The organism is Sinorhizobium sp. RAC02 (assembly GCF_001713395.1).
Taxonomy (GTDB): domain Bacteria; phylum Pseudomonadota; class Alphaproteobacteria; order Rhizobiales; family Rhizobiaceae; genus Shinella.
The window spans coordinates 2,357,141-2,376,592 of record NZ_CP016450.1 but is presented as its reverse complement, the minus strand read 5'-3'; the positions used below and the strand labels follow the sequence as shown (position 1 = coordinate 2,376,592).

Sequence of the window (19,452 nt, the reverse complement as noted above, 5' to 3'; positions counted from 1 at the left end):
GAAAATTCATTTGGGCGCTTGTCAATTTGGCGTTCTTACACCGCAAATCAGGTAGGCGTTGGATTAGTCATAAACCCTTTGCCACTATACAGCTTAGCAGAGACCTTTGGCGCGTTTAGTAGCCCTGTCTATTATTTCGGGGACATCGAACTTCGAGATGTGTTCCTAGAAATTGCAAAAAATATCATCGACAACTAAGAATTCGTTGTTTCGCAAACTCGTGAAGACATCAAAGGCTATTTCTGCATGCTTCTTCGAGCTATCGCCATGTGCTCCAAGCATCCGGGCTTCCTTGAGGAAAAGGAATGGCGAATTATGCACACACAGGGTTTGGATGATCCCGGCGCGCTTAAGCTAGAGGTTGAGTGTATAGCTGGGATACCGCAACCAATTTTTAAGATACCTCTACAAGACCACGAAGAGAGCGGGATGAAGGGAATTGGCGTGCCGGATCTCTTGGAAAGAGTCATAATCGGCCCTACGCAGTTTTCTATCCCAGTGTGGGACGCCCTTGTTCTTGAGCTGGAAAGAGCTGGAGTAAAGGACGCAAACGAGAAGGTGTTATATTCAAACATCCCCCTTCGCACCTAGTCTTAACTCACAAATTTGCTTGCGACCGATTGACTATGGACCAAAACCTTAATGAACAATCCCGTTAAAACTGGCCTGCATCATTGGTGGCCGAAAGGCCTTTCGAGTTTTTGGGTTGGCGACGATGATTGCGTGACGCGCATCACGCCCGAGGGTAAAGAGCTTCGGTCTCCTCCCGCGCAATTTGGAGCTATCACCAACGGGCATGCCGTCAAAATGGATGGCCCTTGGTCGTTTTCGTTTGAATCAAAATTCGATGCCGCCGACTCCCGGTTTCCTAGCTTGACGGGAGAGTTACTGGCATTCGAGGCTAAGCCCGTGGGGAACCAAAACGTCATTAATGGACAGGCTTACGGCTCATGACGTGAGTAAACCATTCCACGATGATATTGGTTTAGGACTTGCTTCACTGATCGTCCGCAGTCCCAGGAATAGAAATAGCCAGGCTAAAACTGCGGCGTATTATCAAGAAAGAATGGGTTTTAAAGAGCCGAGGGTCGACAAAAATCTAATAAGTATGAACTTGGCGCATAAGTTAGATTTAATAACTAGAAATTTTCAAGGTGGAAAATACGTTGTCGCATACACAGATGAGCAGGAATTTATATCTGGAGGTGTGTTATATACGAATATGGCTCACGAAGTTTCTATTGGACACAGAAAGACAATAGTTCTGATTGCGCCATTAGTGGCCGTAATTTACTCATGTACAAATAGTTATTCCACGGTTCCGAGTTTTATGACAATTAAGCTAAATCGACTTGAAGTTTTGCAGTTCAATAGATTGGTTAAGGTCTATTCAAGAGACCAGATATTCTACCGTAGCCAAAAGTCGGTTCTTGAAGATACGTTCCTGCAAAGTGAGTTTCTAGAGTATAAGTATCATAATGTTCCTTGGCTCGACACACTGCTCGAGACAGTTCATCGGTTGCGGGTTAGTGGTTTTTGCAGCCAAATTTCAGCCCGTTACAACATTACAACAGCCAGAAATTATCATTGTTTTTCAATGTTTTGGTCGATTTCGAACCTCACAACGCTTGCATTTTATCTAATCCCAGCTTCGAGGAAAATAGCGTCATACCGATCAACGACGCCTTGCGCCCACGGTGGAATACGTGACGCAGTGACGCGCCATTCTTGATAGTCGTGAAGCGTCTTGTCCCAATCGACAAACCCTTTTGCACCCGCGATCTTTTGTTTGTTGTCTTCCGTCATCTGGATAAGTTGAAGGGCGGCGCTCCGCTGCTCGTCCAAGAATTTAACAATGGTGGTGTGTAGGTCTGGCAGGTCGGTCGCTACTTGGGAGGCGAGACGAGTAAGACGTGGTGTGACCATGGAAAGTATGTCGAGCGTTCGTCCAGCCTCGCCAGCGACTTCAGCATTCAGCCTTGCCACTTCTGCTCGCCGGTCGCTCTGGTGCATGGCGCGGTCGCTACCGATTCCGATCAGCGCGAGCAACCAAGATATGAAATCCATGCCCCCCCCCAATACTCCGATCGCAGGTTGAGCGGGAATCACAGGATTCGCAAGGGTAGCGCACGTTCACGAGATGAGCCGTGTGGATCATCCGCGCAGGTTTAACACTTAGCGGCTGCTAATATTTTTCAAGTAGTTGTTTCTATTGAAAAAAAAGAGGTTGGCTGGGGAACCTGGATTCGAACCAAGATTAACGGAGTCAGAGTGTTTAATTTAATGCTGGTTTTATTTCTGAAAAACGCAGCATGTTGCACTCATGTTGCATTGATCGCAAAGAGGGCCATTTCCGCGGCAGCCATTTCCGCCCCTTCGTCCGTCGACGGGAACAGGTGACCGTAGGTGTCGAACGTCACCTGAATGGAGCTATGGCCCATCCGAGTTTGCACGGTCTTCGCCGGCAGTTCCAAGCCCCCGTCCGACTTCCGATTGATCAGCCAACTTGCGTACCAGTGGCGTAGCGCGTGAAAGCCGGAATACTTCGGCGCCATGATCGGGTTTCCTTTCTCGTCAAACTTCCCTGTCGGAACACCCATGCCTGCCTTGATCTGCGTCGGCCATAATCCACGCTGGAGCATGTTTTGGTGGTATTCGATGTTGCCGGCCGCGTTCGGGAATACCAATCCCGCTTCGCTGTTTGGGCATGCCAGTTTCCATTCTTTCAGCGTGTTCACGACCATCGGGGGTAGGGGGACGGTTCTTTGACCTGCCTCGCTCTTTGGCATGGCGACTTCGCCGTACCGATCGGCTCGTTGCCTAATGTGCAACTGCGCCTTTCCGAGGTCGACGTCCTCCCAACGGAGCCCGCGCGCCTCGCTTGCCCGAATACCCGTGAAGATCATCGTTACCAGCAACGGCCGATATCTTCCCGCAGCCGTGTCAAGGATCCGCCGGATTTCTGCGTTCGTCGGAATATCCATGCCGACGCGCAGCTTGGCCTTCGAGCGCTTCTCCGACTTTTTCGTTCCGGATCTGGCCTTCGACAGCTCATGGACAGCATTCCGCACAACCAAGCCCCGGCCCTGCGCGTCTGCCAAGATGCTACCGAGGCTCACGGTCACGCGCTTCACCATTGCTGCGGAACGGCCATTCTCTCGAAGATCATCTTGGAATGAGCGAACCCACGGTGCCGTCACCTTCGTGAGCTTTACCGCGCTCGCCAGGGGCACGATGTGAAGGTTAAGGTGCTGCTTGCGCTGATCGATTGATGTCCGCTCAAGGCCTGCAGCGTCACCGGACTTTAGCCAAAGCTTCCCGGCTTCCTCAATGGTAATTGTCGCGCTATCCGCTACGTGCACTCCCTCGCGCACCTCGACGCTCGCCGTGGCGGCGAACTGGTCGGCCTCTTTCTTCAGTCTGAAAGTCTTCAGGCGCCGTTTTCCGGCCGTGTCGAAGTAATCGACCACCCAAGCGGATTTCGCCTCGCCCTTTGGTGTCGTCCATTCACGCTTGCGGACTGACATTATTCCCCGCTCCTGGGACTGGTTTCCCATGGCGGTATTAGCTCGACAATGCGCCGAGCGTCGCCTTCGCCTACAGCTATTCGAATACTTTCTTCCCGGCGTGAAACGCGGTCGACGCTCATTTGGACTAGGCCGTTAATCACGCCATCAAGACTTCCCTCGAACGAAATGTCCCATTCTTTCATGAGTTGCTCTACATTTGCGTGTACCTCCTTGTCTAGTTTAACAACGGACGGCTGCTTTTCTCCGAAGAACTTTTTCAGCTTGTCGTTTGCTTCGTCTAACCTCCCGAGGACAATCTGGATTTTGTCGCTTGACGTGAGTCCATCTGACGACTCTTCGACCCTGAGGGCTTCCAATATTTGGACGGTGTACGCGATCTCATCGAGAATTTCCTCCATCCCCGGTTGCTGAGGAAAATACTCACGTAAAACGTCAAGGATTTCCTCATTCATCGACCGGCCACTGGCCTCCGCCGCTTGCTTGATCTGCTCACGCATCCCAGGCGGCAAACGCAATGGGAATTGATCCGAGCCCCTACCAGCCTTCGCCATAAACGCCTCTCCACAATAAGTACATCACCGTAATTTCTTTTCGCTTGACGCGCAATGAAATCACCGTAATTTACATTACCGTGATGTCATTAACGAAAGGTTATGCTGTATGGCGAAATCTGCGGAAATTGCCGGCGCGCTGGATTTGATCTGGGGCGCCGAGGAAATCGGAAAGGTCATCGGCCGCACGACGCGATCGACTTTCGACATGCTCGAAAAGGAGCAACTTCCCGCGAAAAAGGTGAATGGCCGTTGGGTGATTTCCCGCGCCAAGCTCATCGCGTTCTTCATGGAGGACGCAGCGTGAAACCGTCATTCCGCCAAGTACCGCGGATGGCGGCGGAACTCCAGAACGAGAAAGGCCCGGCAACCGCGCCAACGGTTCCGAGCCATGGCTCAACCCAATCCCCCAGGCAGGAAATTGATATGAACAGCACAAGTGATACCACGGCCGCGCCAGCGGCGGCAAGCCCGCTCGGGCATCTGCCCGGAGCCTATCAGCGTGACGATGTGGTCTATCAGATCGCCAATCTCTCCTCCCTCTTCACCGTGTGCGCGCTCGCCTTGAACGACGCAGAGGAATGGAGCGATGAAGTCGGCGAGGTCGTCCGGCAGGACATCAAACACGTCCTCGAAATGGGCGCGCTTATGGTTAGAGACACTCAGCTTGCAGTGGAGCGGAAGCTGGAGGCGCTGTCATGAAAACGACTCGACGCAGGTTCATCGCCGGGATTTCCGGCATTGTCGCCAGCACGATCCCGGCAGCCACCGCTACTGCAAATTCGTGCATAGAGCCGACGATCGCGCAGGAAAACCCCGCTCTTTTGGCGGCATACGAGAGGTTTGTCGCGGCGTGCGCGGAAGTCGCCACAGCAGAAGATGCGCTTGAATGGCTCGTCGACGAGTGGCGCCACCGCTGGCCGTCAGCGCCGGAGGAAATCCTGGGAGGCACCAACGCAGATCGCAGCTTCAGCCTGATCAGCAAAACTGCGGAGAAGGATATAGCTGGCCGGTTCATACGTCGGCCAACCGCTGACCTGACTGCGCGGATGACCCGAAAGATGCGCGAGAGCACTCCGGTGGCATGCTTCAGCGTCGAAACGCCCGAGGGAATCCAGCGTGTCATCACGGCGTGGGAAATCCCGCGCAAAGGCCGGACGCCGGCCGCCCAGGCTAGGCACCAGAAAGAACAACAAAAGGTGCTCGCAAAATATCGGAGAAAACTGCCGCTATCCCAAGCCTACTATGCCGAAACCGCACGCTTGCGCGAGGCCTCTGGCGTTGAGAAATACATTCAGCGCATCAACGCCGCGAAAAATGAACAGCAGCGGGCATCACGCGCCGTGTCGTATGCCGAAGCTTTCACCATGGCCGGCATTGCCTTCAAGGCCGCGGCGCTCACGGCAGACAACACGCTTGATGTTTTCCGAAAGCAAGAGGCGGGCATTTTCGGCGAGATGACGCGCTTCATCGACGCCACGCTCTCCGTCATCGGGAGGGCGTCGACATGAGAAGCCTTGCCATCGAAAGCTTCCGCCGCTCCGAACTGGAGGGCTGGATAGACCACGCCGTCGACGAGTGCGACGCAGTAACAAAGGCACGCAAGGTGCCAGTTCTGCGGAGGGTGCGCGCGTGAGCAACGTCATCATCCTCAAGGACCGCGAGTTGGCGCGGCAGGAGGCGGCCTGGAAGAAGTACGTCGAGGCCGCCGCCAAAGCCCAAGACACTCGGAATTTCAACGACGCTCTCGTTGCAGGCAAAGCATATGGTGAGTTCGTTCGCCTCTTCTGCGCAAAGGGCACGATATGACTGCCGGCGTCGACTTGGAAAGCGCCGGGTTCGTCCCTGAACTCGAGATGGAGGTGCTCGGCGCAATCCTGATGGCCGGTCACCTGTCTGCGGCGCAGAGCCGGGTGAAGCCGGACCATTTCCTTGAGCCGCTGCACCGCCGCATCTTCGAGAACATGCTGACCGCGAACGAGCGGTTCAAAGCCGTCTCGCTTGCCGTTGTCTTCAAGCTTTTCGAGCCGGCAGAGGCCGAGGCGTGGGCCAAGCTGGTGAAGATGCCGCTGTCAGCCTACCTCGCACAGCTCGCCTCGAACACTGTCTACGGTGCCGCTGGCCTCAGCAAGACGATACCAAACCTGATCCAGCAATGGGCGCGGGTGTCCGTCAAGAAAGAAGCCGAGATTGTCGCCAGTGCGGCGGCAAGCCCCGCCGCCGGTGCCGTGGAATTGATCCGCGACGCCACACGCGCGCTCGACGAGATTGCCTCTGGCATGAAGGCCGGTGGCCGCGGCAAGACGCGCTTCTCGATCGACGAGGCGACTGACGCGGCGCTGGTCGAGATTGAAGCTGCGATGGAGCGGGGCGGCGGCGTTACCGGCATCACCTACGGCCTGACCGATATCAACTACGCCACCGGCGGCATGCATCCGGGCGAGATGGTGGTCATCGGCGCGCGTCCCGGCATGTGCAAGACCGCCTTCGCGCTGTCGACGTCGATCAAGGCGGCGAAATCCGGCAAGGGCGTGGGCTTCATCTCCCTGGAGATGGAAGCGAAAACGCTGGTCAAGCGGGCAATAACCGATATCGCTTATGACTGGAACGTGAAGGTCCCATACACGGATCTGATCACTGGCCGCGTGTCCCGGCGAGACTTCGACGCCCTGATCGTCGCCAACCAAGACCGCGAAAAGCTTCCTCTCTGGATTGAGCAGCAGTCTGGCCTCACGCTGTCGGATCTGCGCGTCAAGATCGACCGAATGCGGGAGGATGCTGCGCGCGCTGGGCAGACGCTCGACCTTATCGTCGTCGACTATCTGCAACTGTTGTCCGCGTCGGGCCGGTATTCCGGTAACCGTGTCAACGAAGTTGCCGAGCTTTCCGCTGGCCTGCGCAACATGGGCAGGGACGAAGGGCTGGCTATCGTCGCCCTGTCGCAGCTCTCCCGCGGCGTTGAGAGCCGTGAGGACAAGCGGCCCATGCTCTCCGACCTTAGAGATTCGGGCTCCATCGAACAGGATGCCGACACGGTCGCGTTCCTCTATCGCGAATCCTATTACCTCGAACGTGAGCGCGGCAAGAACGCGGAGGCAGAGGCCGATCGGATAGACCGCCTCGTCGACTGCCAGAACAAGCTTGAATTCATCATCGCCAAGCAGCGCATGGGCGTGGTCAAGACCATTGACCTGTTCGTCGACGTCGCGTGCTCGGCTGTCCGAAATGCAGTGAGGCATTGATGGCGGCCGCTAATCTCAGGGTCAGGAACTGGGAGCAATTCCAGCACTACAAAGACCGCAATCCGCCGTGGATCAAGCTCCATTTCGCGCTGCTCGCTAGCGAGGATTGGGTGACGCTAGACGATGCTAGCAAGCTGCTAGCAATTGTGTGCATGCTCATCGCGTCGCGGAATAACGGCGAAGTGCCGAACAATCCGGCATACCTCAAGCGAGTTGCGTACCTCGATAAGGTGCCGAAGCTCGAACCATTGATTTCATGTGGTTTTCTCGAAAATCTGCAAGCGCCTGCTAGCACGATGCAAGCGCCTGCTAGCGCTGCGCAAGCGGATGCTAGACCAGAGACAGAGACAGATACAGATACAGATAATAAAAAAGATATTCCCTCATCACGCGGCAAGCGCGCGATGGTCGATGAGGAAATCAGGACTGAATTCGAAAAGCAGTTCTGGCCGGTCTATCCCCGGAAAGTGGACAAGCAGGATGCGCTGAAGGCTTTCGCCAAAGCTCGATCGCTGACCCCCCTCGAAATCATTCTCGATGCCCTCAAATCCTACTCCCGGGAAGTCGAAGGCAAAGAGCCCCAGTTCGTTCGGCACGCCGCGCGTTGGCTGAACGCTCAGCCTTGGGACGATGCCGCCGCCCCATCGCAGCCGCCAGTCCCGATCGATGACGACCGCTGGCTGAAGCGCATCGACTATGCCCGCCAGAAAAACGAATGGCCGACCGCATGGGGTCCACGCCCCGGCGACGCCGGATGTGCTGCGCCTGCGCACCTCCTTGAACCGACCGACGGCGCCAACTGGATCGAGATGGAGATAGCTCGATGAGCCAGCTTGCGCATACGATGCTCGGAGTTGCGACGCCGAGGCTGGAACGAGAGGCCGCATCCTGCAGCCTCTCCAGCGCCACAACTCAACTATGTGGAAACGCGTCCGCCGCCGGATCGCGTTCTGATCATCCATGGCTGAATCCCGGGCGACTTTACCAGGATGCCCTTGCTTTTGCCGAAGGATCGGATTGCGTCGCGCGCAACTTTCAACGGCTTATGTCCGTCCCACGCCATATAGCAGGTCTTCAAGGTCGCATCGTGCACTATGTCACGATCGCGTGCGGGCCATTCTTCGAGAAAGTCGATCGCATCCTCAAGCGACGTTATTTCCCGGATCAGGTCTCTGCGTTCCTTCAGATAGACTGGTCGGTCGAACAGCTTCAAGGTCATTGCTACCTCACTGAAAACGTTGGTGATCAACAAGGACGGCGCTGTGATTCAGCGCCCGACGACGATTTATTTCCTCGGTTTTTCAGTTTCAAGAAGGCGCTCGTGCACACGCCTATAAATTCTTTGGTAGCTGCTGAATGACCATCGCAGAGCGCAAAGCCCGAGAGACATACGACCGGGCAAATCCGTGGCGCCCGATGAAGGAAGCCAAGCCGGATGGCACGATCTGCGAGCTACTGTTCTCCGACCTCGTCGGGAGCTTCGACGCGGACCAGCGCCGGTATTTCCTCGACGCCTCCGGCGACTGGTTCTGCATCGATCCGCCCGAACGAATTTCGAGGATCATCACCAAGGTCACGAACTGGCGGCCGGCATGGGTGAAGCTGACAGCCGAGCGCCGCAACCTCATCAAGACGCGATCGGAAAGGAGATTCTCATGCTCGGTAGGGTGAGGCTTCAGCGCCTACGTGATGGGACCTTAGACCCGCTCGGAAGGGGCGTGGAAGAGGGCTTTGCCATCGTCGTGGAAGACGATGCCGGTCAGCGCACGGCTTGGGCAGACCAGCTGTTTATTACCGAAGACGCCGCGAACGTCACGGCCGCCCGATGCGTGCCTAAAGCTTGTGATGTCCGGCCAGCGCGAAGGATCTCGTTTTTCGGCCAAGACGCTGGTCGCTTCGCCAAACCGCGTTTCACACTGATCATTGATTGAAGAGGCTGATTGAATGCAGAGCAACCAAGAGACCGTGAAACCGATCGGCGCACAGGCTGGATTCGCCGTCGTCATTCCCGACAGCATGGCAGGCTGGAAGATGATCGACCAGGGCTTTACCCTCGATCAGTCCCACGCCGCCGTCCGCGCCGCTGGCTTCCACAAGGGGCGCGTCCTGCCGGCCGTGCAGGAGGAGCAAGAGATCACCATCGTGACGACGGACGTGCAGAAGCGCTTCGCCGTCACGGTCGACTGGCAGTCGTTGCTGCTTTCGGGTCGACGCGCCGAGCAATGGTATGCCGTCCGGGTTGCGCCTGGCGCGCAGAAGATGGCGGCGAAGATACATGACGCGCCGGATTATCGGGTGGCTGAAACCATCGTGGAACGGAACCTTCGGGAGAAGAGGATAGACGTCTACATGCCCGCCTTCTGGCAGGAGCGGCGTCCACACCGTGGCGGCAAGCTTCGATCCCGCCGCCTGCCTTTCCTCGTCGGCTATGCCTTCATCCGGCGCGATCCGGGTTGCGGGTTCGAGGCCATCCGCAAGATCGAAGGCGTGATCGATGTGGTGTCAGTTGCTGACCGGCCGATGACCATTTCGGAAGAGGATGTTCGGTTCTTGATGCTCACGATGTTCGATCGGCACCAGGCGTTCCTTTTCCAGAAAGCTCAGAACGTCGAGGAGGCGCGGTTTAAGCGCCGGCAGACGCTCAATGCAGATCTAGGGCGGCACTTGCCGAAGGGGCGCGGGCGAACTGTATCGCTCCGAACCTATGCTGACGAGTGCATTCGCAACCTGCCAAAGCCCACCCGAAAGAGAATTTTGGGAATAATCTCCGCAATTGATGGCCTGGAGCATGATGAAGCGCTTGATGAATTTCGCAAAACGGTCTATTTTCCCAATCGGGATGACTGAATTCCTTGCGCCCTCCATGCTTCGCGCTGGACAGCTGCCGGTCCCATAGCCGAACGATTGCATTCGGCGCGATAGGGGAAATGCACCCTTTTTTCAGTTCAGCAGGCAGGACAAACGGTAAGTCGCCGGTCTCATAATTCGGAAGCGCCGAAGGTGAGGGGTTATTGCCCGATGTTCGCGCGGACCCAAGCTGTGACGGCGTTATGCACTTTCAGACCCGCCCAATCGCTCGACGGTTTGATTTCGCAGACGAAAAGGCCCTCGTTATCGCCAATAAGTGGCTTCAGAAGTTTACGGATTGTCACGGCATCGTAGTGCACGTTGCAAAGCCAAAGTGATTCCATAGGCTGGACAGACTTCCATTCTCGCAACTGTTCCGCAATCGCACCGTAGTTGTCGACCTTCTGAACATCGTAGCAGATCAAGTAGGCAGGCATCCTTCACTCCTCGTGTTGGGAAAGCCTCCCGAAGCGCAGTTGGCCTAGGAAGCAAGTGCTACAGGGCGGTTCAAGAGTTCGACTGAAAACTTCAGTTTGAACAGGACGTTTCCGCCGTCGTCTACGACAGCCATCATCCACTCGTTTCCGAGCCAAATGTTCATCTCTTCGTCGGCCAGCATCTCACTGGCGCCGCGAAGCGCTTCAACCCGAGCTTGACTTTCGTTGGCAAGAAAGAGGCCTTTGTCGTCGATCGCTGCTCGGCCGTCCAATACGTGGAAGAAATATCTAGGCATAGCGCTTCTCCATGGGCGGGAGCGCGATATAACTCTCTGTCACAGCGTGCCAGGGGAAGCTGATGATGCCTCAGTCTACGCCTATTCAGGTGGCCTAGGAAACGAATTCGTAAGTGGCACAGCTACCACCGCCTTCTCTCCAGCACAGAGGAATCAGCATAACCTCGGGTAATCTCTCCTCTTGGACGCCTTCGGCCGTACGATGCTGGCGTGGGCCTGGAACCAATCAAGTCAGCCAGAAGCCCAAAGCGATCAGTCCGGAGAGAGTGACGTTCACGATGACGTAGGTGGCGAGTTCATGGTTGAAGCGCGCATCGGGGTCCATCAGGAGTTCCTCCTGAACACTAACCCTCGCGCGTTTCCGATGTTCCAAGCTATTATGGACGTCGACGCTAGGGGCCTATGACGAAGGCGATAACCAAATAGGCAACTGCCGCGCCGCCCGCGATGAGGAACACAAGGGTTTCCTCTCGGGCAAAGTGAACTAGACGGCGACCTCGGCGGTCTGGAGGCATTTCGCTGTTACTCATGGGTTCCACCTAGTGGTTAGCCACGAAGCGATGCAATGCGCGATTGCAGACGGCGTTAAGAAACCATTTTCCTACCGATCGTCGGCAGCGTCAAGGAGCCTGCATGATACGGGTGCCTAGGAATATTCAAAACTGGTGGGCGTCCACTCCGTCCGCGCGTCGGTAAATTGCCTGCGTTCACATCGACCATTCGTGCGGCCTTGCAATCTGCGCGTAGCCTAGGTGACGACGATCTGGCCCTTTTGCACATACTCGGTGACGTCGAGATCGAAGCGCCGCACCAGGGCCAGGTCGTCTTCAGCGTTCGGCGGTGCGAAGTGCAGGAAATAGGATGCATTCCGGCTCATTGAACGCTCGATCTCGGTATCGGACAACTTCTGCCCGACATAGATTCCGTCGCTGACCTCGTGCCCATCAACCATAACAGTTTGCTTCACGGTAAATTTCACAGGCTTGATGGTCATCGCTTCCTCCATTTGACGGGACTTTGACACGGCCATGGCGAAAGCGAAACGGTAGTGGTGCTCGGACGAGGCAATTGAGAGGCTTCGCCACGTCCTCGGGTTGTCTTGAGGTTCGCTACTGCCTGCCTGAAACGAGAGCGGGGCTTAACCGTCCGGCTTCTCAGCGGAAGTTATTCCTTGCCGGCGGCTAGCTCGCGGTTCACGTAGGCCAGTTGGTCTTCATAGTGCTTCAAAGTCGCCTCATACAGCGCCCGAAGTTCAGGGGCAGTGTCCACCCATCCACCCGCGTTGTCGCTGGTAATTTGCTTGGTGCGTCCAAGGTCGAGGATGGCGATCTCTGCTTTGTGCTTGGACACTAGACCTTCAAAATACGTCTTCGCGTCGGTCAGATTGCTGCTCATTCCATCCCCTCCAAGTGTATCCGATGCTTCGCGAGGAAGGATGGAACGAAATTGCACGGGAGTCGATAGGCGATGCCATCACGCCCACCAGCCCATCGTTCCCCCAAGCACAAGCGAACCCGCAAAGGAAACCGACATGATCGGAATGAACCTTCGTTGCCCCATCACCGGTATCACCGGCACCGTCGACGCCCAGGTCGTACAGCCTGACGGCAAGGGGCTGGCCCGCATCGCTGATCACTGGCTCGATGCTGACGGCCTAGTCCCGGCATAACCGGCCAATCCTCAATCCCGACAGGAGAACGACCGATGACCATCCGTCGCCCCAATCCGCATAAGCTCATCGTCGGCCCGAATGATGTCGTCGACTTCGGCGGTGCCGTTGCTGGCGCTTCGATTGTCGTCGGTGCCGAAAACACCAACGTCCGCGCCGTCACCATCCAGTTGAAGGACGGGCAGGGCAAAGACCTCGCCATGCGCGCCGCCGTCGACATCGCCGTCTTTGCCGATGCGAACGGTGATGCGTTCGTCGCGACCGGCGGCTCCACCGGCATTGCCATCGGCACCGATGGCGCGCTGCTGCCGATCGTCGCGAAGAAGCTGTTCAAGGCCGTGTCCGAAGCGGATGGCGATATCGACCTGACGTGGACCGACACCGGCACCGAGGCCGCTTATCTTGGCGTGATCCTGCCCAACGGCAAGATTATCATGAGCGCGGCGCTCACCAACGCGTGAGGAAGCGTTACAGGCCAGAGCACCGGGCGCTCTACAATCACCCGGCCTGGCAGCCTCTCCGCAAGGCGGTTTTCCTTCGCGACGACTACACCTGCCAATGGCCTGGGTGTGGTCGTTCCCTCATTGGCAAGGGCAATGCGCCGAATGCACCGGTCGCTCACCACAAGCGGGATCACAAGGGCGACCTGAAGCTCTTCCTCGATCGCGAGAACATCATGGCGACATGCAAGGAATGCCATGACGGCGACATCCAGCGCGCCACGCACCGCGGCTATATCGCCGGCCATGACGAGAATGGCCGGCCCATCGATCCCGACCACCCTTGGAACAGGAGCCCGGCATGAGACTTGGAATGATGGCAAAGGACGTGATCACCGGTTTCTCCGGTATCATCACCGGCCGCGTAAACTACATCACCGGCTGCGACCAGTACCTGCTGAGCCCGCAGTCCGACAAGGAGCCGCGATGGTTCGACGAGCAGCGCCTCGAAGTGAACGAAGTATTCAGCGCCATCGTTCTCGACAACTCGAAGGGCAACGGCGCAGACGTCGCCGCTCCGATCAAGTGAGCCAGCCATGAACGAAGAGCTTGAACTAGCGCTGGCCTACTGGCGCACCATGGCACCGCAGCCCAAGGCTATCGTCTACTGCAACGCCATCGAGGCGCGGCAGAAGGGCATCGAGACGAAAGACATTGTCGTCGACCACGAGCTGGCGAACGCCATCACCCGCGGCGCATCGATCGCAAGGGCCAAGGGTGTGGAGGTAAAGGGCACTGAGGCAGACCAGCCGGCCGATGCTCCCGCCAAGCAGGATGACAGACCGAAGGAGAAGGGTGGCCGCAAGGCGAAGGGGCGGAAGCCCTAAACCACAGCGTCTTACGCGGCCACCCCCCCGATTTTTAAAGCAGGGCGCTCTTTCCCAGACCCGTGACGCTCCTTCATTTGCACTGAAATCAGTTTGAAAGGGGGGTAGGGTGGTCAAAATCGCACAACCGGCCTTCGAGCGCGTCTTCCAAGACGACGAAGGTGCCGCCGAACTGGCGAAGGTACTTTGGAAAGAGACCGTCGCCGCGCTCAAGGAACTTGATGCCGCGACGGCCGCCAACCTGGCGCGCGCCGATCGGTACGTCCGGGCGAAAGTCGAGTTCGAAAACCTCTATCCGATGGCGTTTCAGCAAGGCCCGGTCCTGAAGGGCGAAGAGGGCGGCGAGTATTTCAATTACCGCTGGAGCGCCTGCGAGAAGCTGAACGAGCGGATGCTGAAACTGGAAAAGGCTATGTTCGGTGAAGCAGCAGTCAAAGCGAGCGCGAAAAAGCCCGCCGCCGGCTCTACTGCCGCCGACGAGTTCCTTGGACCCAACCACGGGCTACGCCAGTAAGGTCATCAAGGGCGAAATCATCGCCGGCCGGTTCGTCCGTGCCGCATGCCAGCGCCACCTCAACGACCTGAATGACGGCCACAAGCGGGGGCTCAAGTTCGATCTGGAGCAGGCGGGCCGGGCGCTGCGGTTCTTCCCGGCGATGTTCACGGTGACGGCCGGGGCGAAGGTGGGGCAGCCTTTCCACCTGCTCGAGTGGATGACATTCGTTGTCGGGTCACTTTTTGGGTGGCGGAATGAAGACGGCACCCGCCGTTTCCGGCATGCCTGGATCGAGACGGGGAAGGGACAGGCCAAGTCGCCGCTGATGGGCGCGATTGGCGTCTACATGATCGGCTTTTGTGGTGTAAAGCGCGCTGAGGCTTACGCCATTGCGACCGACAAAGATCAGGCGAAAGTTCTGTTCTCGGATGCCGTGGCGCTCTGCCGGGCCGAAATCCCCGGCAAGGGTGGCGAGACGCTGGAAAGCCGCGGGACAGTGATCATTCGCGGCGTCGGTGACAACGCGTGGAAGATCGAAGTCCCGGGCATGGAGGCGAAATTCCTCCCGGTTGCGACAGGTGACACGATCTCCGGACCAAAGCCCATTGCGGTATTCGGTGACGAGATCCACGAAATGAAGACGGGAAAGGCCGTCGACCTCTGGAAGGCCGCGATCGACAAGATGGCCGGGGATCCGCTTTTGATGCTCGGGACGAACACGCCGGCAGCGGATCAGACGTTCGCAACCGAGCGTTCGCTGTTCTACCAGCGCGTTGCGGAGGGTCTGATACAGGACGACAGGGCATTCTCCTACATCGCGCGCGTCGATGAGAACGATGACCCGTTTACCGACGAATCGTGCTGGGTGAAGGCGCTGCCCGCGCTAGGGATCACCTATCCGATCGAGAACGTGCGCGGGCGTGTGGAGACCGCTAAGCACATTGCCTCCGAACGGCTGGCAACGGAGCGTCTGTATTTCGGCAAACCGGTTGGATTCCCATTTACTTTTCGCACAACCCCTGCCGCACGCTGGGCCGCGTGGGGGAGTAATAATCGCGAACAAACACCCCTGCCTCTTCCGCCGCCTCGAAAAACGCCTTCCGCGCCGCGGCCGCTTTCGGCCCATTGCAGACGTGGAATCATGTCTGTACCGTCAGGCACTATGAGCAGCCTGTCCTATCGGATCCTCCCTAATCACGAAGACAACACCTACGAGGTGAGGTTGATCGTCGATGGTGTGGACTGGATCGGAGACGACCATTTGGGTCTCGATCCTCCCGACCTTGTTAAGCAACTCATGAAAGGACACGAGGGTCGCCTCACCATAGGCCGCTGCGAGTGCGGTTGCATGGGATGTGATGACTTCGTCGTCGATGTCAGGAGGACTCCTACGTCGGTGGAGTGGTCACGCCGGGACCGGGCGCCTGTCGCCTTTGATGCGGAATATTATGATCAGCAGGTCAGTATCCTGGTCACGGATCATACTTGGGAACCTATCGGCAGGACCGTCGAGCGCCACGTTGACGCGATGTTTTCGGGCAAAGTGACAGACGATGGCTACGGGTACGATGGGAGTTGCACAAGGACTAAGCCCGGCGTGATCATCGTGAGCGTTACGAAAGATTTCCATCAGAAACTTCTGGAATTCTCGTGGGACGGGGAAACAATCGACAGCGCGCTAAGGCGTGGCAGGCAGTTCTTGCAAGAGCGCTTCGACGGCTGACTAGGTCACAAACTCATAAATCTTGGCATGGACTTAGGCTCGCGTGCTAGGCTTCGATTGGCGAGAGGGTCAACATGACAGCAGATGAAGTTCACGACAAACATGGGTTTATTGCACTCCTGGCGCAAATGCGTGAAGAATTGAAATTTGATTCCGACGGTTGGCAAAATATCAAGCTCGATGATTTTTTAGAGGCAATGTCGGCGTGGGTAAACGACTGGCAGAGGCCTGCTGACACTAACCCGTGGACCCACGCTGCCAAACTGATTGTTGCCGCCTCAATGTATGAGTAACAATCTACAGCATTCCATCACCGGAATTTCACCCGCCTGAAACAGGATCGCCAGCGGGAAAGGTGAGGCTAGCGGATGAACACCCCGGCTTCTTTCGCTGCCTTCAGAAACGGCCTCCGCGCGGTGGTCAACCTAATTTACGACAACTCGGCTTCGATGGAGAGGATGATTTTTTCTGCCTTCAGCGTGGAAAAGCTGAGCTTCTTCGATTGGAAACGAGCCGCCGCTAGCCGCACTGCTTCACGCAGCGAACTTCCTATGAACGAGTTGATATTCTCCCCATTAGCGACCGCTTGCGGGACAGCGATTTGGACGACTAACCCCTTTTCCTTCTTAGAGAAGTGGCCAAGTTTGTACCCCTCAAAGTCTGGGTTCAATAGTGAACCGGGAACGATGAAGATAGGGTTGATCCAAGTCTCTGAGCCATCGTTGTAGTTTGTCTCTCGAACTCTGGCAGCCACCCCCATCGCAGTTGCCAGCGCCTTTCTAATCGCCGATTCCTTATGCTCTGGCCCACCCGTCTGCACTCCAATTGCAATCACGTCATTTCCCTCCAGGCGCCTCCGCGAACCCCCTCCGCGCCGCGGCCGCTGTCGGGCCATTGCAGCACTCCACACTAAAAATCGGGGTTTCGCCGGTAAAGAAACACGAGCTCGGGATCGCCTTCATCGAGATTGTCGATCCGTCCACTTTGCACAAATCCTAACTTGCCAAAAAGCGCCTGCATTGGACGGTTGGAATCGTTGGCCGAACTAAATAATTTTGCACCGGTAGTCTTGGATTGGAAGTGCCGAACAAGTTCCTCACCGAGCCCTTTACGGCGGTGTTTTTCCCCCACCATAATCATTTCGATGAAGGGATAGCCAAAGAACTGGTAAGTCAACACCCCGTATGCAGCAACAGTCCGGTTGGACTCGGCGATATGACATTCTGCTGATCTTAGCCAAGCAAGGATACTGTGCCGCCGAGCGGCGTCCCTTTCCGCGATGGAATCGATTGAACAAAGCGCGTCGAAGTCATCTCGTGTTGCCGGACGGATAGTCATACTTCAACCATGTGGGTTCGTTCGTTGGCCTAGTCTTGATCGGCTTCCTTGACGGGAGCCGCGCAACGCTCGTGCCGACACGTTACACGGCTCCCGGCCTGCGTCGCAGCAGGCACCACATATGTAGCTGCGTAGCAGTTAAAAGAAAGGAGCCGCTCCCAGGGACGTGAAGCGGCTCCAGTGCGGTCTTTGATTGGGGGACCAAATGCTCAGTGGGTACCGGGCGACCGCGCGTCAGCAACCGTGATCGCCGCCGCTTGTTCCCTGTGCGCCGCATTATTCAATCTCCGCTAGCTCGCCGGCCTGAACCATGATCGTCAGCGCCCGATAGTTCCTTAGTTGTCGATCAGAGCAAACGCCGCCATTGGGCGACGCGTGACGGCGGTCCTATTGCTAAGGCACCACTCAGATTACAAAGAAGTCAGCAGCTGTCAGCGTTGGTGTTCCCGACAACGTCGCGAACTTCACCGCGGCGTACGTGCTTCCAGAACCGTCACGGTCGAAGAACAGGCTCCCGGTGTCGGAGTTGTAGAGGATGCGGTCACTGGCGTCCTTCGGCCCCAGCGTGACATCCTTGAACATGCTTGACGCCAATTGGCCGGCCGCAAGGCCGAGAAAGAGCGCATTGTCGATCTGCATCACGTCATCGGCACGACTGAAGTCCGTGATCTTGTCGATGTTTGTGCTCGCGTTCAGAGCAGTATGGAAAACGAAAGTGTCTTTGCCTGCTCCGCCCGTGAGCATATCGTTGCCGAGCCCGCCGTAGAGCTTATCATTGCCGTTGCCACCACCGATCGCGTCGTTGCCTGCGCCGCCGTTGAGGGAATTGTTGCCGGTGTTCCCGAGCATGGTGTTGTTGAGGGTATTTCCGGCGGCGCTGATGTTCGCTGAACCGATCAGGGCTACCTTATCGACATTGGCGCCCATGGTCCAACTGACCGAGGACTTAACCAAATCCGTGCCGCCTCCCGCAGCCTCGATCACGACGTCGCCGGCGTTGTCGAGGACATAGGTGTCGTTGCCCTTGCCGCCGGACATTGTGTCGGCACCAGATTTGCCGTCCAGGACATTGTTCGCGACATTGCCTACCAGGGAATTCGCAAGAGCATTACCCGTAGCATCCGCGTCCTCTATTCCAGTAAGGATCAAGCGCTCGACGTTGTTTGAGAGTTCATAGCTTACGGAGCTTTTGACTGTATCTAGGCCGTCATTCTCGTATTCCCACGCGACGTCCCGATACGAATCGACGATGTAAACGTCGTCCCCAGTATCGCCCAGCATGACGTCCGAGCCGCTGCCGCCATTAAGGGTGTCATTGCCCCCGTCGCCAAACAGCGTGTCTCGGCCTCCGTACCCCATCAGATAGTCACTACCTGAAGAACCGTCTATCCTGTCAGAGTACTGAAAAATAATCTCGGCCACACTCTCGGACGTCATGCTCCCGTCGAAATAAGTGTAGTTTAGCTCAAATCCTTTGATCTCGTAGAGTCCCTCAATGAAATCGAGATCATCATCAGTTTCCATCCATGAAGCTCTTATAAAGGAAACATACGACGACGACAAAAAATCTACATCTAGTGTCAGTTCATCGACAGAGTAAACGAACCAGCCGCGCAATTCATATGCGATTTCCGGGTAAGACACCGCGTCAACAAAATTGAGCCACTCAGATTCGTAGTCGCCTGGCCCAGACTCTGCTAAATCTGCGCCATAAATTAAATGGAAATCAATGTTTCGCATATCGACGCCAGCGGCGCCAAACACTGAGAATTCTGCCATAGCCCTAACCCATTCGACATTTGTTCGTTAAGATCAACTTGCCCGATCGGACTTGGAGCGTCAATGTCCTGCTCCTAAGCTTCATTTCGCAATTTTCGGATCAGCAGCGACAGATCGATGAAATCAAGAAGGACTTTCCTTTTGCTGGCTTCCAAGCAGACATATGATGCCCTCCCGTTCACAGCACCCGTCGGGCTTCCTGCCTCCTCTCGGTCCA

The 19,452-nt window shown here is 56.6% G+C and carries 30 protein-coding genes; 19 read left to right on the top strand and 11 right to left on the bottom strand.

What is annotated here, in order from left to right:
• Positions 1–246 precede the first annotated feature (246 nt).
• On the top strand, positions 247–591 hold the full coding sequence (locus tag BSY16_RS32610; RefSeq protein WP_069059783.1) for a DUF2971 domain-containing protein: 345 nt from the start codon (positions 247–249) through the stop codon (positions 589–591).
• Positions 592–642: 51 nt separating this feature from the next.
• Positions 643–954, top strand: coding sequence for a hypothetical protein (locus BSY16_RS31940; protein WP_150129943.1), 312 nt, complete (start codon positions 643–645; stop codon positions 952–954).
• Between the two features lie 681 nt (positions 955–1,635).
• On the opposite strand, the gene BSY16_RS11450 is transcribed toward BSY16_RS31940, so the two are convergent.
• The 3 genes from BSY16_RS11450 to BSY16_RS11440 form a co-directional block, all read right to left on the bottom strand.
• Positions 1,636–2,067, bottom strand: a complete 432-nt coding sequence (locus tag BSY16_RS11450; RefSeq protein WP_069059782.1) for a hypothetical protein — start codon at positions 2,065–2,067, stop codon at positions 1,636–1,638.
• Between the two features lie 254 nt (positions 2,068–2,321).
• Entirely contained in the window at positions 2,322–3,527 is a 1,206-nt protein-coding gene (locus tag BSY16_RS11445) for a tyrosine-type recombinase/integrase (RefSeq protein ID WP_069059781.1), read from the bottom strand.
• Entirely contained in the window at positions 3,527–4,081 is a 555-nt protein-coding gene (locus tag BSY16_RS11440) for an Arc family DNA-binding protein (RefSeq protein ID WP_069059780.1), read from the bottom strand. The genes BSY16_RS11445 and BSY16_RS11440 overlap by 1 nt, the downstream gene beginning before the upstream one ends.
• Before the next feature lie 109 nt (positions 4,082–4,190).
• On the opposite strand from BSY16_RS11440, the gene BSY16_RS11435 reads away from it, so the two are divergent.
• From BSY16_RS11435 to BSY16_RS11415, 6 genes are all read left to right on the top strand, one after another.
• Positions 4,191–4,388, top strand: a complete 198-nt coding sequence (locus tag BSY16_RS11435) for a hypothetical protein (protein ID WP_069059779.1) — start codon at positions 4,191–4,193, stop codon at positions 4,386–4,388.
• 119 nt (positions 4,389–4,507) lie between these two features.
• A complete protein-coding gene (locus BSY16_RS11430) occupies positions 4,508–4,783 on the top strand; it encodes a hypothetical protein (RefSeq protein WP_150129942.1) in 276 nt (91 codons plus the stop codon).
• Positions 4,780–5,592 (top strand): hypothetical protein, encoded by an 813-nt coding sequence (locus BSY16_RS11425; RefSeq protein WP_069059777.1) that lies wholly within the window; start codon positions 4,780–4,782, stop codon positions 5,590–5,592. Before BSY16_RS11430 ends, BSY16_RS11425 begins: the two co-directional genes overlap by 4 nt.
• Before the next feature lie 121 nt (positions 5,593–5,713).
• On the top strand, positions 5,714–5,890 hold the full coding sequence (locus tag BSY16_RS32415) for a hypothetical protein (protein ID WP_171902409.1): 177 nt from the start codon (positions 5,714–5,716) through the stop codon (positions 5,888–5,890).
• Positions 5,887–7,323 (top strand): replicative DNA helicase, encoded by a 1,437-nt coding sequence (locus tag BSY16_RS11420; protein ID WP_069059776.1) that lies wholly within the window; start codon positions 5,887–5,889, stop codon positions 7,321–7,323. The genes BSY16_RS32415 and BSY16_RS11420 overlap by 4 nt, the downstream gene beginning before the upstream one ends.
• Positions 7,323–8,150 carry an LvrA C-terminal domain-related protein gene (locus tag BSY16_RS11415; RefSeq protein WP_069059775.1) on the top strand — a complete coding sequence of 276 codons (828 nt, stop codon included), beginning with the start codon at positions 7,323–7,325 and terminating at the stop codon, positions 8,148–8,150. The genes BSY16_RS11420 and BSY16_RS11415 overlap by 1 nt, the downstream gene beginning before the upstream one ends.
• An 89-nt stretch (positions 8,151–8,239) precedes the next feature.
• Here BSY16_RS11415 and BSY16_RS11410 read toward each other — a convergent pair whose 3' ends face one another.
• Positions 8,240–8,542 carry a DUF982 domain-containing protein gene (locus BSY16_RS11410; RefSeq protein ID WP_069059774.1) on the bottom strand — a complete coding sequence of 101 codons (303 nt, stop codon included), beginning with the start codon at positions 8,540–8,542 and terminating at the stop codon, positions 8,240–8,242.
• A 137-nt stretch (positions 8,543–8,679) separates the two neighbouring features.
• Here BSY16_RS11410 and BSY16_RS11405 point away from each other — a divergent pair, with 137 nt between their 5' ends.
• Genes BSY16_RS11405 through BSY16_RS11395 form a run of 3 tightly spaced genes read left to right on the top strand, consistent with a single transcriptional unit; the run spans position 8,680 to position 10,170 of the window.
• The gene (locus tag BSY16_RS11405; protein WP_069059773.1) at positions 8,680–8,994 is read left to right on the top strand and encodes a hypothetical protein; all 315 of its coding nucleotides are present in this window, start codon (positions 8,680–8,682) and stop codon (positions 8,992–8,994) included.
• A 47-nt stretch (positions 8,995–9,041) separates the two neighbouring features.
• Positions 9,042–9,254: a hypothetical protein gene (locus BSY16_RS11400; protein WP_150129941.1), complete on the top strand. Its 213-nt coding sequence runs from the start codon at positions 9,042–9,044 to the stop codon at positions 9,252–9,254.
• Positions 9,255–9,267: 13 nt separating this feature from the next.
• Positions 9,268–10,170, top strand: a complete 903-nt coding sequence (locus tag BSY16_RS11395; protein WP_069059771.1) for a transcription termination/antitermination NusG family protein — start codon at positions 9,268–9,270, stop codon at positions 10,168–10,170.
• 161 nt (positions 10,171–10,331) lie between these two features.
• On the opposite strand, the gene BSY16_RS11390 is transcribed toward BSY16_RS11395, so the two are convergent.
• From BSY16_RS11390 to BSY16_RS11375, 4 genes are all read right to left on the bottom strand, one after another.
• A complete protein-coding gene (locus tag BSY16_RS11390; protein WP_069059770.1) occupies positions 10,332–10,607 on the bottom strand; it encodes a hypothetical protein in 276 nt (91 codons plus the stop codon).
• Positions 10,608–10,651: 44 nt separating this feature from the next.
• Positions 10,652–10,903, bottom strand: coding sequence for a DUF6894 family protein (locus BSY16_RS11385; RefSeq protein WP_069059769.1), 252 nt, complete (start codon positions 10,901–10,903; stop codon positions 10,652–10,654).
• Between the two features lie 748 nt (positions 10,904–11,651).
• Positions 11,652–11,897 carry a hypothetical protein gene (locus BSY16_RS11380; RefSeq protein WP_150129940.1) on the bottom strand — a complete coding sequence of 82 codons (246 nt, stop codon included), beginning with the start codon at positions 11,895–11,897 and terminating at the stop codon, positions 11,652–11,654.
• Positions 11,898–12,067: 170 nt separating this feature from the next.
• On the bottom strand, positions 12,068–12,298 hold the full coding sequence (locus tag BSY16_RS11375) for a hypothetical protein (RefSeq protein WP_069059767.1): 231 nt from the start codon (positions 12,296–12,298) through the stop codon (positions 12,068–12,070).
• Positions 12,299–12,434: 136 nt separating this feature from the next.
• Here BSY16_RS11375 and BSY16_RS32410 point away from each other — a divergent pair, with 136 nt between their 5' ends.
• The 8 genes from BSY16_RS32410 (at position 12,435) to BSY16_RS11340 (ending at position 16,411) form a co-directional block, all read left to right on the top strand.
• A complete protein-coding gene (locus BSY16_RS32410) occupies positions 12,435–12,572 on the top strand; it encodes a hypothetical protein (protein ID WP_171902408.1) in 138 nt (45 codons plus the stop codon).
• A gap of 35 nt (positions 12,573–12,607) precedes the next feature.
• Positions 12,608–13,033: a hypothetical protein gene (locus BSY16_RS11370; RefSeq protein WP_069059766.1), complete on the top strand. Its 426-nt coding sequence runs from the start codon at positions 12,608–12,610 to the stop codon at positions 13,031–13,033.
• On the top strand, positions 13,030–13,377 hold the full coding sequence (locus BSY16_RS11365; protein ID WP_069059765.1) for an HNH endonuclease: 348 nt from the start codon (positions 13,030–13,032) through the stop codon (positions 13,375–13,377). The genes BSY16_RS11370 and BSY16_RS11365 overlap by 4 nt, the downstream gene beginning before the upstream one ends.
• A complete protein-coding gene (locus tag BSY16_RS11360) occupies positions 13,374–13,601 on the top strand; it encodes a hypothetical protein (protein WP_069059764.1) in 228 nt (75 codons plus the stop codon). The genes BSY16_RS11365 and BSY16_RS11360 overlap by 4 nt, the downstream gene beginning before the upstream one ends.
• 7 nt (positions 13,602–13,608) lie before the next feature.
• Positions 13,609–13,899 (top strand): hypothetical protein, encoded by a 291-nt coding sequence (locus BSY16_RS11355; protein ID WP_069059763.1) that lies wholly within the window; start codon positions 13,609–13,611, stop codon positions 13,897–13,899.
• A 109-nt stretch (positions 13,900–14,008) separates the two neighbouring features.
• The gene (locus tag BSY16_RS11350; protein ID WP_069059762.1) at positions 14,009–14,413 is read left to right on the top strand and encodes a hypothetical protein; all 405 of its coding nucleotides are present in this window, start codon (positions 14,009–14,011) and stop codon (positions 14,411–14,413) included.
• Complete coding sequence (locus BSY16_RS31395) at positions 14,385–16,118, top strand: terminase large subunit domain-containing protein (protein ID WP_210187393.1); 1,734 nt, start codon at positions 14,385–14,387, stop codon at positions 16,116–16,118. Before BSY16_RS11350 ends, BSY16_RS31395 begins: the two co-directional genes overlap by 29 nt.
• 74 nt (positions 16,119–16,192) lie before the next feature.
• On the top strand, positions 16,193–16,411 hold the full coding sequence (locus tag BSY16_RS11340; protein WP_069059761.1) for a DUF7660 family protein: 219 nt from the start codon (positions 16,193–16,195) through the stop codon (positions 16,409–16,411).
• Positions 16,412–16,548: 137 nt separating this feature from the next.
• Here BSY16_RS11340 and BSY16_RS11335 read toward each other — a convergent pair whose 3' ends face one another.
• The 3 genes from BSY16_RS11335 to BSY16_RS11325 all read right to left on the bottom strand — a co-directional run bounded on the left by BSY16_RS11335 (position 16,549) and on the right by BSY16_RS11325 (position 19,235).
• Positions 16,549–16,953: a hypothetical protein gene (locus BSY16_RS11335; RefSeq protein ID WP_069059760.1), complete on the bottom strand. Its 405-nt coding sequence runs from the start codon at positions 16,951–16,953 to the stop codon at positions 16,549–16,551.
• Positions 16,954–17,027: 74 nt separating this feature from the next.
• Complete coding sequence (locus tag BSY16_RS11330) at positions 17,028–17,456, bottom strand: GNAT family N-acetyltransferase (RefSeq protein WP_069059759.1); 429 nt, start codon at positions 17,454–17,456, stop codon at positions 17,028–17,030.
• Between the two features lie 405 nt (positions 17,457–17,861).
• Positions 17,862–19,235: a calcium-binding protein gene (locus BSY16_RS11325; RefSeq protein ID WP_069059758.1), complete on the bottom strand. Its 1,374-nt coding sequence runs from the start codon at positions 19,233–19,235 to the stop codon at positions 17,862–17,864.
• Between the last annotated feature and the right edge of the window lie 217 nt (positions 19,236–19,452).